The 14,299-nt window shown below is 40.5% G+C and carries 11 protein-coding genes; 2 read left to right on the forward strand and 9 right to left on the reverse strand.

Annotation, left to right across the window (positions count from 1 at the left end; translation table 11 throughout):
• Positions 1-6: 6 nt before the first annotated feature.
• Complete coding sequence (locus AC07YT_RS07565) at positions 7-600, forward strand: 2OG-Fe(II) oxygenase (RefSeq protein ID WP_086545476.1); 594 nt, start codon at positions 7-9, stop codon at positions 598-600.
• A gap of 337 nt (positions 601-937) precedes the next feature.
• Here AC07YT_RS07565 and AC07YT_RS07570 read toward each other — a convergent pair whose 3' ends face one another.
• From AC07YT_RS07570 to AC07YT_RS07605, 8 genes are all read right to left on the reverse strand, one after another.
• Positions 938-1,879, reverse strand: a complete 942-nt coding sequence (locus AC07YT_RS07570; protein WP_086545477.1) for a helix-turn-helix domain-containing protein — start codon at positions 1,877-1,879, stop codon at positions 938-940.
• A 26-nt stretch (positions 1,880-1,905) separates the two neighbouring features.
• Positions 1,906-3,006, reverse strand: coding sequence for an efflux RND transporter periplasmic adaptor subunit (locus tag AC07YT_RS07575; RefSeq protein ID WP_086545478.1), 1,101 nt, complete (start codon positions 3,004-3,006; stop codon positions 1,906-1,908).
• Between the two features lie 13 nt (positions 3,007-3,019).
• Complete coding sequence (locus AC07YT_RS07580; protein ID WP_086545479.1) at positions 3,020-6,304, reverse strand: efflux RND transporter permease subunit; 3,285 nt, start codon at positions 6,302-6,304, stop codon at positions 3,020-3,022.
• Positions 6,305-6,317: 13 nt separating this feature from the next.
• Positions 6,318-7,709, reverse strand: a complete 1,392-nt coding sequence (locus AC07YT_RS07585) for a TolC family protein (protein ID WP_086545480.1) — start codon at positions 7,707-7,709, stop codon at positions 6,318-6,320.
• A 323-nt stretch (positions 7,710-8,032) separates the two neighbouring features.
• Positions 8,033-8,452: an SRPBCC family protein gene (locus AC07YT_RS07590; protein ID WP_086545481.1), complete on the reverse strand. Its 420-nt coding sequence runs from the start codon at positions 8,450-8,452 to the stop codon at positions 8,033-8,035.
• 236 nt (positions 8,453-8,688) lie between these two features.
• Positions 8,689-9,210: a hypothetical protein gene (locus AC07YT_RS07595; RefSeq protein ID WP_086545482.1), complete on the reverse strand. Its 522-nt coding sequence runs from the start codon at positions 9,208-9,210 to the stop codon at positions 8,689-8,691.
• Between the two features lie 520 nt (positions 9,211-9,730).
• Positions 9,731-10,984: an SGNH/GDSL hydrolase family protein gene (locus AC07YT_RS07600; protein ID WP_086545484.1), complete on the reverse strand. Its 1,254-nt coding sequence runs from the start codon at positions 10,982-10,984 to the stop codon at positions 9,731-9,733.
• 677 nt (positions 10,985-11,661) lie between these two features.
• Positions 11,662-12,756, reverse strand: a complete 1,095-nt coding sequence (locus AC07YT_RS07605; RefSeq protein ID WP_086545485.1) for an AI-2E family transporter — start codon at positions 12,754-12,756, stop codon at positions 11,662-11,664.
• 182 nt (positions 12,757-12,938) lie between these two features.
• Here AC07YT_RS07605 and AC07YT_RS07610 point away from each other — a divergent pair, with 182 nt between their 5' ends.
• On the forward strand, positions 12,939-13,757 hold the full coding sequence (locus AC07YT_RS07610) for an alpha/beta hydrolase (protein ID WP_086545486.1): 819 nt from the start codon (positions 12,939-12,941) through the stop codon (positions 13,755-13,757).
• 7 nt (positions 13,758-13,764) lie between these two features.
• Here the strand turns inward: AC07YT_RS07610 and AC07YT_RS07615 are convergent, their stop codons facing one another.
• Complete coding sequence (locus AC07YT_RS07615) at positions 13,765-14,127, reverse strand: response regulator (RefSeq protein WP_086545487.1); 363 nt, start codon at positions 14,125-14,127, stop codon at positions 13,765-13,767.
• Between the last annotated feature and the right edge of the window lie 172 nt (positions 14,128-14,299).

Genomic DNA, 14,299 nt, shown 5'->3' on the forward strand with positions numbered 1-14,299 from the left:
AATCTGTTGGAGAAAATATTTGATTGCCTTATTGATAGTTTTATCGAGGATAAAGTAGGGATAGCCGAGAACTTTTTAAGTGTTTCACTGGCGGCACACCTTAAAGATAACCTGATCGGGTTATTCGAAAACAAAAAACTTTTAAATGCTGGTGTGGGTAACGATGTGGTAGTGAATCAGGATAAGTTAATCAGGAGCGATGTGATTTACTGGCTGGATCGAAAACACGAAAACCAGTACGAAAATGATTTCTTCGACCTGATGGACGAATTTGTTGCCTACTTAAACCGAACCTGTTATACGGGAATTACCGGCTATGAGTTTCATTACACACTTTACGAATCGGGTACATTTTATAAAAAACATATCGATCAGTTTCAGCACAACGGAAGCCGGCAATATTCGATGATTATGTATTTAAATGCCGGTTGGAAAATGGAAGATGGGGGAGAATTGCGCATTTATCATGTTGATGAGGAACAGGATATACCACCCAATAACGGCAAAAGTGTTTTCTTTAAAAGTTCTGATTTGGCACACGAAGTGTTGCTTACCCATAAACAACGAATGAGTATTACAGGCTGGTTAAAGATTGGATAAATCTCTGTTGGATAGGTATTGAATGCTGATAAAAGCGATCATGTTGCGGTGGTAGATTAAAAAGGAATTGCAAATACAAGGGATTCTTATTCAAAGGTGCGTCCTGCTGAACTTGTTTCAGCATCTATTTCTGAAAATCATTAGTGATAAGACCCTGAAACAAGTTCAGGGTGACGACCCTCTCCATAGATTTCAGGTTTCATTACACTCCCCTCGAAATGACGAAACGATCGGAGATGATGGGCCATTTAGCTATCTGACAATAAAAAAGCGCCATTTCCTCGGTTCAGGATTGGCGCTTCGACTATTTAAACGACTAGGTTTAATAAGATTATCATCAATTTGCACGAAAACCCTTTGGGGTACAATGCATCTGACGTTTAAAAAATATGTTGAAATTTGCCGGATATTCGAAACCCAGGCAATAAGCGATCTGTGCGATATTCCATTCGGTATGTTTCAGTAGGGCCACCGCTTCGGTTGCTATTCTTCTAGAAATATGCTCAGATGTGGTTTTGCCGGTTACTTCTTTTACGGCATGGTTTAAATGATTTACATGCACCAACAAGCGGAAGGCAAAATCGTGCGCCGTTTTTAACTCTAAAATATGCTCGGTAGAACCAATAGGGAACTGCCTTTCCAATAATTCGATAAACAATGCAGTTAAGCGTGCCGATGCATTATTCTGTTTAAAAACAACATCCTGAGGTTTAACCTTTAGTGCTTCGTGAACGATCAACTGCACATAATTTCTCAGCAGATCATATTTATGGATGTAATCCCCATCCATCTCTTTCATCATCTTGATGAAGATATCCCTTAAGGTTACTTCCTGCTCTTCGCTAATGTGGATTACCGGATTATCGTTAATTCGCCACAATAAAGAATCGCGAAGGGTTTCGTTCCGGTTATGGATAAAATTTTCGGTAAATAAACAGAAGAAACCAGCAGGTTTTGGCGAAGTACTTTCCCAGGAATATGGAATGTTTGGGTTGGTAAACAGTAATGCCCGTCCTTTAATTTCAATCTGTGCATCAGGATAATGCAAAATGCCATTGCCAATGATCAAGGAAATTTTATAAAAATCTCTGCGGCTAAAAACAGATGGTACATTGCTGCACACGGTAGTTCTGTTAAAAACATTAAAGTGCCCGATATCATTAATCATCCCCAGGCTAGGCGTAGGGATTTCTGGCCGCGTGATTTTTAATTTATTATAAAAATCCTCTAATGTTTCCTTTTTTTGAAGGGTAGAAAGCTCTTGATTTTTTGATAACATATTTTAAGTGCTTAATACAAGTAAAGTTAGGGTTTAATCGTCATTCCTTCGTGCATTTCTTCGGTTGGTTCTGCCACTAATTTGTCACCTTCTGTTAAATCGCCAAAAATTTCGACCTGGTCATCGGTTTCCCTACCTTTTTTTACCCCTACTTTAACCGCTTTGTTGTCGGCTACTTTTAACACGAATAATCCTTCGCTGGTATCCAGTAAAGCTTTTTTAGATATGATAAAAGTGCTGGCATTGGCCGGAAGCGGGATGTTCACTTCCGCAACCATACCCGGTAACAAAATCTTGTCAACATTCGGCACATCCATTTCAATGCGTTCGGAGCGTAAGCGAAGATCTAAAGCACCCGATAAACGTTTCACTTTTGCTTTAAAAGTTTGGCTTGGTAATGATTTAACCGTGAAACTAATTTCATCGCCAGCTTTCAAATAACCGGTATAAACCTCAGGAATGGAAACCGCCAAACGCAAATTTTTCTGATCCTGTAAAGTAAACAAAGGCAAATCAGATCCTTTACCAGTTGGACCTACATAAGCGCCTAAATTCACATTTCTGGCCGAGATAATTCCGCTAAATGGCGCCCTGATGGTTAAATAATCCTGAACGGAACCCACTTCTTTGTAAGCCGCTTTCGCCGCTTCGAGCTGTGCCAGGTCTGCGTTTTTTTTGGCCATTGCCTGATCCAGATCATTGGTAGAAATGGTTCCAGGAGTTTTACTGGTCTCGTACAAACGGTTATAATTGGCTTTGCTGGCCGTATAAATGGCTTCCTGTGCTTTTATCCTCGATTGTGTGGCCGCCAGCTGCGAAGTCATTTCTGGTGCTTCCAAAGTCATTAACAACTGGCCTTTGCTTACTTCAGAGCCGATGTCGACTTTTAAGGTTTTTACGAAGCTGCTTACTTTGGCGTAGAGATCTACTTGTTGCAAAGCAATTAATTCGCCCGGTAAACTTAGTTTGGTAGATAGCTTTTCTTTTTTGAGGTCGAAGGTAGCTATCGCTGCTTCTTTTTCTTTCCTGGGCGTTACTTTCGATTCAGAGTGCCCACAGCCATATATGGCCGTTAGCACTAAAAACCCTGTACTTAATAATCCTGTTGAAAATATCTTCGTATTCATTTGTGATGATGATTTATTCGTTTTCTTGTAAACCTTTAATGTAATGGATGCTTTCTTCGTCTTCCGGATCAAGCGATATCGAATCGGTAGTCTGTTTTCCCTGCACCCATGCAAATACCAGTGGCAATATAATGAGTACGGCAAATGTTGAGGCCAATAAACCACCAATAACGGCTCTACCCAGTGGTGAAACGGCCCCACCACCCTCGCCATGACCAATGGCCATGGGTAACATACCCGCAATCATCGCGATACTGGTCATGATGATTGGGCGTAAACGTAATGCAGCGGCTTCACGTGCCGATTCGAGCGCATTGCCGTTGTGTTTTCTTAATTGCTCTGCATTGGTGATGAGCAATACCGCATTGGCGATAGACACCCCAACCGACATGATAATGCCCATATACGATTGCAGGTTTAAGGTTGATCCGGTAATCGTTAATAACAACAGCGAGCCTAAAATAACCGCGGGTACAGTGGCTAAAATAACCAATGGTACTTTAAAAGACTGGAAATTGGCTGCCAGCATTAAGAAAATGACCACAATGGCTACAAATAAACCTGATTGTAAACTATCTAAAGTATCAGTCAGCACTTTGCTTAAGCCTATAGCGGTAACATTTAATCCACGTGGCAGTTCGCCAACGTCCTTAATGGCTTTTTCTACATCTTTTGATGCTGAGCCCAGATCGGTATGGTAAAGATTGGCCGTTACCGACAGGAAAGGCATAGCACCAATGTTATCATTTTCACCTGCAGTGGTATCAGGCGTGATTTTTGCCACATCGCTCAAAACCGGTCGTGCCGAATTTTTTAATAAAGGAATTTCTCCGATATCATCTTTACTCGTCATTTGATTAAGTGGTACCTGAACCTGAACACTGTAAGGCAAAGCGGCTTTTTCATCCAGCCAGATATTTTTATCTGTATAACGGGATGACGAAGTTGAGGCAATTAATGATCTCGAAATATCAGCCATATCTACCCCGATCTGTGCCGCACGTGTTCTGTCGATATCGATATTTAACGATGGATATTTAATGGGCTGCGCGAGCTGAACATCCCTCATGTATGGGATTTCCTTCAATTCCGCCAGGATTTTATTGGCATACTTTTCATTCAGTTTTTTGTTTTTCCCTGCAATACGCACTTCAACAGGTGTAGGAGAGCCCTGGCTCAATACCTTATCGGTTAGCTCAATCGGCTCGAAGGAAAGTTTAACATCAGGCAGTACTTTTTTGATTTTTTCCCTGAACTGATCCTTAAAATCGTCCATATCTTCTTCAAAGTCTTTTAAACTTACCTGGAAAACGGCCTCATGCGGACCCGCCATAAACTGATAGATTGGATTTACTGAAAACTGGGCAGGGTGCTGACCAACATACACGGATGATATACCCATATGCTCTTCGCCAACCATTTTTTTCAATTCAGCTAAAACCACATTCGCTTTTTCTTCGGTACGTTCTAAACGTGTTCCATCGGGTGCACGTAAGCGCAACTGAAACTGACTCGAATTTACTCTTGGCAAAACATCGCGACCTATATTAACCAATAGTAACGCTGCCAAACCGATAATAACCACCAAATAAACCAAAACAACAGATTTTCGGTAAGGTAATATCCGGTCGAGGAAACGCATAAAACGGTTCCTGAACTTATCGAAGAAACCAATTTTGCCATTGCCACTAAAATCTTCACGCTCGACTAAAACCCTTTTCTGGTTCAAAGTATCTTTTTCCGACTCCAATGTAATTCCGGTTGCAGCAAAATCAGCCTCATCCTGTGTAATACCCGGGTGATGTTCACTGCCTTTTTTCGGGTGTGCCACCATCAGCCAGTTGGCCATAATGGGTACAAAAGTTTGCGATAAGAGAAATGAAACCACCATCGAAAAACCGATTGCCAATGCCAGCGGTAAGAATAGTGCTCCTGGTATCCCTGTCATGGTAAAGGCAGGTGCAAATACAGCGAGGATACAGAACAGGATCAATAGTTTCGGGAAAGCGATTTCCTTACAGGCATCCCAAATGGCCAGTGCCTTCGGTTTGCCCATATCAAAATGCTGGTGGATGTTTTCTATAGTTACGGTCGATTCATCTACCAGAATACCAATGGCTAAAGCCAATCCGCTCAGGGTCATAATATTGATCGTTTGTCCGAATAATTTCAGGAACAAAACACCAGCAATAATAGAGGTAGGAATGGTGAGGATAACGATCAATGCTGCACGTTTATCACCCAGGAAAAGTAAAACCATTAGTCCGGTTAATATGGCACCAATTGCCCCCTCACTAATCAGACTCTTTACCGCGTTGATTACATAAACAGATTGGTCGAACTCGTAAGAAAGTTTAACATCTTCGGGTAGGGTATTTTGGATGTTCGGTAGGTTTTTCTTTAAGTTTTTAACTACATCCCAGGTAGAGGCATCTCCAGATTTAGCGATACTTAAATACACGGAGCGTTTACCATTAATTAGGGCATAACCCGCTACTAAATCGGCACCATCTTTTATAGTAGCCACATCGCGGAGTTGTAAGTTTTGCACGCTGCCTTTAAATAAGGGAATATTTTCAAAATCTTTAACCTTTTTAATGGTATAATTGGTGGGGGTGATGTAGTTTTTATCGCCAATCCGCACATTTCCTGAAGGCGCAGTCTGGTTATTCAGTCTGATGGCCTCAACCACCTGGTCTACCGTTAGGTTATGCGAACGCAAAAGTGAAGGATTCACATTAATTTCGATTGTTCTTGGGCTACCACCAAAAGGGGCGGGAGAAAGCAAACCCGGTATAGCGGAAAAACTAGGACGTACATAGGTGTTGGCCAGATCCTGCAATTCGTTGTTGGTGCGGATAGGGCTGCTTAATACCAATTGCCCAACCGGAAGCGACGAAGCATCAAAACGGATCACGAAGGGCGGTTGCGAACCTGGCGGGAAAATGGCTTGCGCCCTGGTAGAAAGCGCACTTAGCTCTGCCGCGGCCTGCGCCATGTTGGTGCCTTCGTAATAAGTTAGTTTCATTAACATTAAACCCTGCGTATTTTTGGTTTCGATACTTTTAATACCGTTTGCAAAAAGCAGGATGTTAACATATTGTTTACCAAAATAAGCCTCCATTTGATCAGGGGTATATCCGCCAAAAGGGTGGGCAATATAAATTACCGGAAGGTTCATCTGCGGAAGGATATCAACCTTGATCTGATTGATGGCCCCAATACCGAAAAAGAACAATCCAGCCACTAAAACTAAGATGGATATGGGTTTGCGGAGTGCGAAACGTATTAAATTCATTGATATAGCCAGATTAAAATTCGTTGATAAATATGTCGTAATTGCCAAGCGCTGCCGATTTTAGCAGCAAGGCCTGCCAAACATTGGTAAAGGCAATATCCCGATCGGTTTCGGCTCGGTTCAAGGTAAAAAGCGCTTGTGTAAGATCAACCAATGTGGTGAGCCCGTTTTTGTAAAGCGTATTTTTTTGCAAATAGGCATCTGATGCAGCTTTTACCTGAATGGGCGCTTCTCTATAGTTAGCCAAAGCATTGCTTAATTTAGTCTCGGCAAGGGCCAATTGAGCTTTCAACTGTTGATCGACAAGGTTATATTCTTCCTTTAATCCCTGACTAATGTATTCCTGTGCACGTACCTGCGGGCGGTTTTTGAGTAAGGTTGACAGGTTCCAGGTCATTCCTATGCCAATCAAATAGTTTCCGCGGGTAGGATTTATACCATCTGCATAACTGGTAGAATAAGCCGTTTGGTCTAAGGCATAACCCGGACTGAAACCCGAACCGCGGCCTTGCATTACACCGAATAAAGTAAACGTAGGATAGTATAGTTTTTTGAAGTAATTAACCTGTTGCTGGCTAACCTCTACACGGTTTTGGTAAAACTTTAAAAGTGGATGTGAACTTTTGATCACTGTATCTTCGAGCAGATTGCCGGGGATGCGCGTAATCGATGCAGTATCCAGCTCGTAGGATATTGCAGTTAATCCCATTAAAACGCCCAGTCGGTTGGCCTGTTCCTGTTCCAGGTCTTTCGCTTTTGTTAAAGCAATTTTAGCGTTAGAAACTTCGGCTTTTGCGAAAGAAGAATCTACCCCAGCAATTAATCCATTTTTAGCCCTGATTACGGCAGTGTTTTTAAAGGTGATGGCACGATCGAGATTTTTCTGTTGCGATTTGCTTAACCTTTGTGCAGCCAGTAAATTTAAATATGCGGCAGAAACACGGATTTCCTGCTGGAATTTTTCCTGCTCCAGGTCATTCTTGTCTCTTTGGTAAGCGGCATCGGCAATTTTAATACGTTCTCTGATTTTTCCGAAAGTGAAGAAATCCCAGTTTACGTTGGCCAGATAGAGCCCGCCAAATGCGGCATTCCAGTTTTGTTTGTCTAGAGATGGACCAGAAGAAGCTGTTCCTAAACCACCCAAACCATACTGTGGCCCGTTTTGGCCGTTAATGGTTCCGTAATCTTGCTGGGCACTTAGGCTAAAGTTTGGGAGATACTCTCTTTTGGCCTGTTGGATAGATGTTTTTGATGCATTTGCATAATTATCCTTGGCTTTAATCGTACCATAATTGTTTAATGCGGTATTAACTGCCTGCTTTAAGCTGAGTGTTTGTGCATTTACACCGATGGATAGACTGATAAATAATAATAGCGAAAAATAAAATAAAGATGTACGAGACATAGTGTATAATTTACACGGCAAATGTAAATTATGATCACAATATCAAAGTATTCGGTTCAAATCAAAAATTATGCGAATCAAATAATAATCGAATTGTTACTTAAGGCTTAGCATGGGGCCGATTTAATCGAAAACTGAGTTTAGAAAATCAAATCAGTATTGCGGGAAGGCTTTTTCAGCCGACGAAGCAATCTTACAACTATCGCTAGCAGCGAGCGCTTTAAGATTGCTTCGTACCTCGCAATGACGACTTTTTTATTGGAACTATCTGTGATAACCTGTTTATAGACTTGTTATCTCGCAAGATGTTATTAAAAATGTGTTTATGATTCTTCAGTGTAACTTTTAAAATTATCCAGAATGGCCTGCCATCCGCCGCGTTGCATTTCGATAGGGTTGGTTGATTCGGCATCGAAAGTTTCGGTTACCCTGGTTTTTTCGCCTAGTGCATCAAAAATAATGCTTACTGTTCTGCCATCTTCCATGGTGTATTCAATTTTATTATGTTGATCAACGGTGGTATAGGTTCCTCCGAAATCAAAACTCATGCTGCCATCTTTTGCAGCCATGGTGCTTTTAAATTTGCCACCAACTTTTAAATCGTTTTCTGAGTAGGGCGTATGCCAATCGGGCGAAGCAAATGCCCATTTAGTAATGTGATCCGGATTATTCCAAAATTCCCAGACTTTTTCTACCGGCGCATTTACTGTAGTTTCAACAGTGATTGATGTTTTATTTTCCATGTTTTAAAGTGTTTAATTTTTTAATAAAGTTAGGGGAACTTTAACAACTCAGAAAGTGTAAATGCGACAAAATAGGGGGTGGAAATGCCACAATCGGTAGGTTTAAATTAACCACAGCCTGTTTAGGTTCTCGGAAGGTAAAAACGATGACTCAGCCATAAAATGGTCAGATCTGTGTTTATCCGTGTAAAGCTGTGGCTAAAAAACTAGATGATATGATGTAGATATGCTTTTTGTTAGTGCAATTCGGTATAAACAAAGGTGATAGTATCTCTGGATACCAGTCCGCTCATATTCCCGCCAGTGTAAACTACTTTATAACTCGATCCTTCTTTCAGGTCATAAGCTTTTAACAGATCGGCGTTAGCAACCAGGCTATCACCAGGTTTTACAGTAGAATAGCTGGAAGCGGGTGGAGGCATCATCCTTTTGGCCATTGCACCTTTGTATTGCGCTTCTTCTCCTTTTTCATTTGTTATGCTTAAATAACTACTCATTAAGGGTTCAAATGGTGTATGCCAGATGCAAAAACTTTTAGTGGTATCAGAATTATTGTATACCACAAACCTTAACATTAATGGATCGCCCAGGGCTACATTACCATTTACCTTAATGGAGGCTTCGAGCGAATCAGTTCTGCTGGTCATGCCTGTTTGTGTTATGCTATCGCTTTTGCTATTAGCTGTATTTCTGGTGGCTTCGCTACAGGCCGAAAATAATAATAATACTGCCGGGATAATTAATTTGATGTTTTTCATGAGTTATTTTCTTTATAAGCAATCGTCAATCAATATTGTTTGAATGAATTAAACTAAATCGATTAAGTATAGCAAATATAGAATACTTATTTACAGATTAGAAACCTGTTTCGAATGATCACAAAGATTTAACACAAACTAATATTTAGACACAAATTTTGATTTTTCCGCTCTCTGCCGCGGTGGCATGGTACTTTGTCGCGCCAAAGTACCCAAAGCGCTTTGTCAATCCAACAATGGGCCTTTTACACAATCCCACACACATCAAAAAACAGTGGCACTTCGTTTTGTGTTCAATGTTCCTAAAAACTTTAAATTAGCATTTATGAACACAAAACCACTGCGTTTAAGGTTTGTTAATGCAATGTTTACTATTGAGCACCTGTTTTTTGATTTTTCAGGCCCTTGGGATTGACGGCGTTCTTCGGTAGAACCTGCGTTTTATTAAAGTTAGTTAGCAAAACGCTCAAAACATCTATCCAAACAATAGGTTACAAACGACCACGATATTGGTCTAATTTTAATTTGCCAAAAAGTAAGCAATGCGACAAGCATAACCTGTTGATTTTGAGTTGTGGTGATCGCTGATGCGTACACTTAATTTATGAGTGCCGTTAGTCAATTGATCGCCGAGTAACAAGTACCAGGGTAAATGTAAGCTAGAACTCCATTGTGTATACAGATCGACCATTTTTTCTGCTCCATCATCTATACGGTAATGAAGCGCTCCGGCATCCGGACCCGATAAAATCGCAATTCCCACAGCATTGCCTTTAAAAATCAAATCGAAGGTACTGTTCCTGGTATCACTTTCAAGCACCGGGATATGAACAAAACCAGGCCTGCCTTCCAATCCGTCGTTTGGTTTCCAGTCTTTATTGATGCTAAAAGTATTTAAGTTTTCGGCAGCATTAATACTGATGTACTGTCCTTTGGTATAAGCAAATTTATCAATGATTTTAGGAAGACTCGCAGAAGCTTTTTTGCCGGCATTTTTCTGATTTTCTTCCAGATAAGTTTTGATCGTATTAAAATAAAGTTGCTGTCCGAAAGGTGCAGGGTGCAGGTCTTTAAAATCACCTTTCCAGGTAAATTCGCCATTGGCAATGCGCTTCTCAATTTCTAAAGCGAGGTTAATAAATGGCAAATGGTAATATTCGGCTAAATCGCTGTGCACCTTTACTTCAGTTGGGATTTTACCTTTATCAAAATCATCATTTTTATCTTCATCGGCAAAAGCCATCATGACGATATCGGTTTTCGGATTTTTACTTAAGGTGTGTCTGATGATGCCCTCTAAAGCCCTTCGCTGTGTTTGTTCTGCTGTTTTGTTGACATGGTCATTAACCGCAGACTCTATAAATAAGAGGTCTGTTTTTCCACTATCAAGTACATCGCGCTGAAGGCGGAAGGCGTGCGGTAAACTGCCCAATGATGGAATACCAGCGTTAATGAACCTAAATTTTGTTTGCGGATACGTTTTGGCTAAATAGTTACATACCAATCCACGCCAGCCTTCCATATTGGTAATCGATCCGCCTAAAAAGGCAACGGTTACGGGTTCGCTTTTCCCAAATTTTTCAGCAATGGTATGGCTATAGCCATTAAAAGTGATGAAGGATGAAGATTGTAACTTGTTTTGGGCAAAAGTTTTAGAAATTAATGCCGTTAGCAGTAGCGTTAAGTAAAGAAAAGCGGTTGGTTTCATGTTGATTAGAATAAACCAAAAGTAATAAAATTTACAATTGATCGGAAGATCATATGTGATTTCCATTCGATTGTCACCCTAAGCGGAGGCGAAAGATATTTCCCGCTGATCACACGGATTAAAGCAGATAAAATTATAAATCAGCGCTTTCTGCGAAATTAGCGGGAGATGATATGCGCCCTTTCATGCTGAACATGGCAAAATTAAATATTGGGGGTACAGTTTGGTGCGATTAAAATATCAATGCCTGGCAATTTATCCATTCGATTGTCACCCTAAGCGGAGTCGAAAGATATTTCCCGCTGATCACACGGATGAACGCAGATAAAATTATAAATCAGCGCTTTCTGCGAAATTAGCGGGAGATGATATGCGCCCTTTCATGCTGAACATGACAAAATTAAATATTGGGGTTACAGTTTGGTGCGATTAAAATATCAATGCCTGGCAATTTATCCATTCGGCTGTCACCCTAAGCGGAGTCGAAAGATATTTCCCGCTGATCACACGGATGAACGCAGATTAAAATTATAAATCAGCGCTTTCTGCGAAATTTGCGGCAAATGATATGTGCCCTTTCATGCTGAACATGACCAGGTTGAAAATGAGGTGCGCAATTTGGTGCGACTATTAAGGTTTGTTCCCGCTTTCCGTTTTATCCCGATGATTATCGGGATGCCCACTCCAATCGGGTCTAGGTGGCCAATTATTGAATGCCTGTTTTCAAATAAATAAAAGGAATGTTATTTACCAGTAGCCACGGTTTTCTTCCTCCTAAATCTTTTCACTTGCCCCATGTGTTCAGTCGGGATGTTATCACCCAGCAATTTCCCCCAGGGTTTAAGGCCATCAATCCGGTCAAAGATGATTTTCAGCACCGCAATAAAAGGAATGGAAAGGAACATACCGGGTATGCCCCAAAGCGCAGCGCCCATCAATACAATTACGATAGAGATCAGCGCATTAATTTGCACCTTACTCGAAACAATGCGTGGTACTAATATATTGTTATCGATAAACTGGATCAGCGCATAAGCACCTATAATTAAAAGTTGAGTAGTAAAACCATCCATGGTTAAAGTAGCCATTAATACGGGTAAGGCAATGGCAATAATCCCTCCGATGTAGGGTAGCAGGTTTAATATTGCCCCGATAACGCCAATCAGAATGGCATTTTGTACACCAAGAATAAGCAGGGCGGCCGAGTTCATGACCGCAACAATTGAAGTCTCGATCAGTAAACCGATAATATAACTTTGAATCGCCGCTTTCGTTTCGCCTAAAATCTCGGCAACTTTTTGTTTGTTTTCTTCTGAAAAAACTTCGTAAATAAAGTTTAAGATCAGTGTTTTGTATAACAGGATTAAAAAAGTATATACAGGTATTAGAAAAACCACACTTAATACACCCATTAAGCCACTTAAGGTCTGGCCGATTAATGCCTTGCTGCCATTTGCGGCATCGTTAACCATTTGCATTTGTTTTTGTGAAGAAATGCCAAAGGTAGTTTGTAGCCAGGCTCTGATTTCTTCTAACAATTGTGATAACTTGTGTTTAATGCTGTCCAGGTCATCAAAAAAGTGCGCGACCTGCGAGGATAGAAAATAAAGGATGGCAACGACCACCACAATACCGATAATCATAGCGAGCATAATGCTTACTATTTTGGGCATTTTCCTTTCGAAACGATTGGTAAGCGGATTAAGTAATATCGCAATTAAAGCTGCGAAAGCAAGTGGCACAAGAATATCTCTCAGCACACTCATCATAAATACTGTAATTACGATTCCTAAAAGAATTACAGGAGCTTTGATGTAAAATGGGTAGGTTTTAAGCATTTTTAGATGGGTTCACCGTTCAACAACCATAAGGTAACAAAATTGTTTTAAAGTTTTTTAGCTGTTTAAGGAATAGATGCCCCAAACCCAATTATTTTTTGATTTTCATGAGTAGAAAAGGCAAACAATAGCTGGTTTTTTATAAATTTAGCACCGTATCGTATTAATAGTTAAAATTACCCATGAGAAATAGCTTTTTAATAGCCATCTGTTTGTTTTTGTTTAGCCATATCTTAAATGCTGCTGAAGTAGACACTGCTTTGACCTATAGCCAATCAATGAAAAAAAATATTAAGGCGGTGGTTATTAAGCCCGATAGTTATAAAACCGGAAAAACTTTCCCAGTGGTTTACCTGCTCCACGGTGCTGGTGGCAGCTATGCCGAATGGGCCAAAAAAGTACCGGGCATTAAAAACCTGGCCGATCAATATCAGTTTATTATTGTTTGCCCGGATGGTAATGTAACCAGCTGGTATTTCGATAGTCCGGTAGATGCTGAATGGAAATATGAGACTTACGTGGCTAAAGAGCTGGTAAGCTATATCGATGAACATTATAAAACCATTGCCGAAAAAAGGGGCAGGGCCATTACGGGTTTAAGTATGGGCGGACATGGTGCATTATACCTGGCGATTAAACATCAGGATGTTTATGGTGCGGTGGGCAGCATGAGTGGGGGCGTAGACATTAAACCTTTTCCAAATGGGTGGAATATTTCGAAAAGGTTAGGTACGCAGGATGAATTTCCGGAACGGTGGAAACAGAACAGTGTGATTGACATGATTTATCGCATTAAACCTGGTGCACTTGCCATTGCCATCGATTGTGGTACCGAAGATTTTTTCTATAAAATGAATGTACGTTTGCATGACGAGCTTTTGTATAACAATATTCCGCACGATTTTACCACCCGACCTGGTGTACACAACTGGGACTATTGGGCCAATGCCATTAAGTTTCAGAGCGTTTTTATGAGTAATTATTTTAACGCAAAACCTTAAATATCTTTTAGGCTGCTAGCTGTGCGCTTACTTTATTAATCAGGTTGCTGATGTCGAATGGTTTGGCAATGAAATCGTTAGGGTGACAAATACTGCCTTTCATATCGCTTAAGTTATGACTGGCAGAAATCATAATCACCGGAATATGTAAGGTTAACTGGTCTGCTTTGAGCAGATTACAAAGATCACGCCCATCCAGGGCACCTAACATCACATCCAGCAAAATTAAATCAGGTTTAAAATCGGTAATCCGCTGGTTAAAATGACTTGCATCCATTAATCCACTTACCTGATAACCTTCCAGATTTAAAATTAATTCTATAAGCTCCAGTATTTCCTGATTATCGTCAACCACTAATATTCTTTTCATTTTTCTCGTTCTCCATCAGGTTATTGTGACTGATTAACCTATTGTAAATAAATTACTTGTGTTTGCTTAACAATGGCCAGGCTAAAAGGTTTCAATCTGTTTTTATGGAAAGCACAACGATTGGTTTTGAATAGGAGAACCTTAGTTACACTCCAATGGTTTTATGTAGCTA

This window comes from Pedobacter sp. GW460-11-11-14-TSB4 (assembly GCF_059423705.1).

What these genes read in the sequence shown, in the direction of transcription:
- AC07YT_RS07570 (WP_086545477.1), bottom strand. Translation starts at nt 1,879, where the DNA reads ATGTTATCAAAAAATCAAGAGCTTTCTACCCTTCAAAAAAAGGAAACA.
- AC07YT_RS07600 (WP_086545484.1), bottom strand. Translation starts at nt 10,984, where the DNA reads ATGGAAATCACATATGATCTTCCGATCAATTGTAAATTTTATTACTTT.
- AC07YT_RS07605 (WP_086545485.1), bottom strand. Translation starts at nt 12,756, where the DNA reads ATGCTTAAAACCTACCCATTTTACATCAAAGCTCCTGTAATTCTTTTA.
- AC07YT_RS07595 (WP_086545482.1), bottom strand. Translation starts at nt 9,210, where the DNA reads ATGAAAAACATCAAATTAATTATCCCGGCAGTATTATTATTATTTTCG.
- AC07YT_RS07580 (WP_086545479.1), bottom strand. Translation starts at nt 6,304, where the DNA reads ATGAATTTAATACGTTTCGCACTCCGCAAACCCATATCCATCTTAGTT.
- AC07YT_RS07610 (WP_086545486.1), top strand. Translation starts at nt 12,939, where the DNA reads ATGAGAAATAGCTTTTTAATAGCCATCTGTTTGTTTTTGTTTAGCCAT.
- AC07YT_RS07615 (WP_086545487.1), bottom strand. Translation starts at nt 14,127, where the DNA reads ATGAAAAGAATATTAGTGGTTGACGATAATCAGGAAATACTGGAGCTT.
- AC07YT_RS07585 (WP_086545480.1), bottom strand. Translation starts at nt 7,709, where the DNA reads ATGTCTCGTACATCTTTATTTTATTTTTCGCTATTATTATTTATCAGT.
- AC07YT_RS07590 (WP_086545481.1), bottom strand. Translation starts at nt 8,452, where the DNA reads ATGGAAAATAAAACATCAATCACTGTTGAAACTACAGTAAATGCGCCG.
- AC07YT_RS07575 (WP_086545478.1), bottom strand. Translation starts at nt 3,006, where the DNA reads ATGAATACGAAGATATTTTCAACAGGATTATTAAGTACAGGGTTTTTA.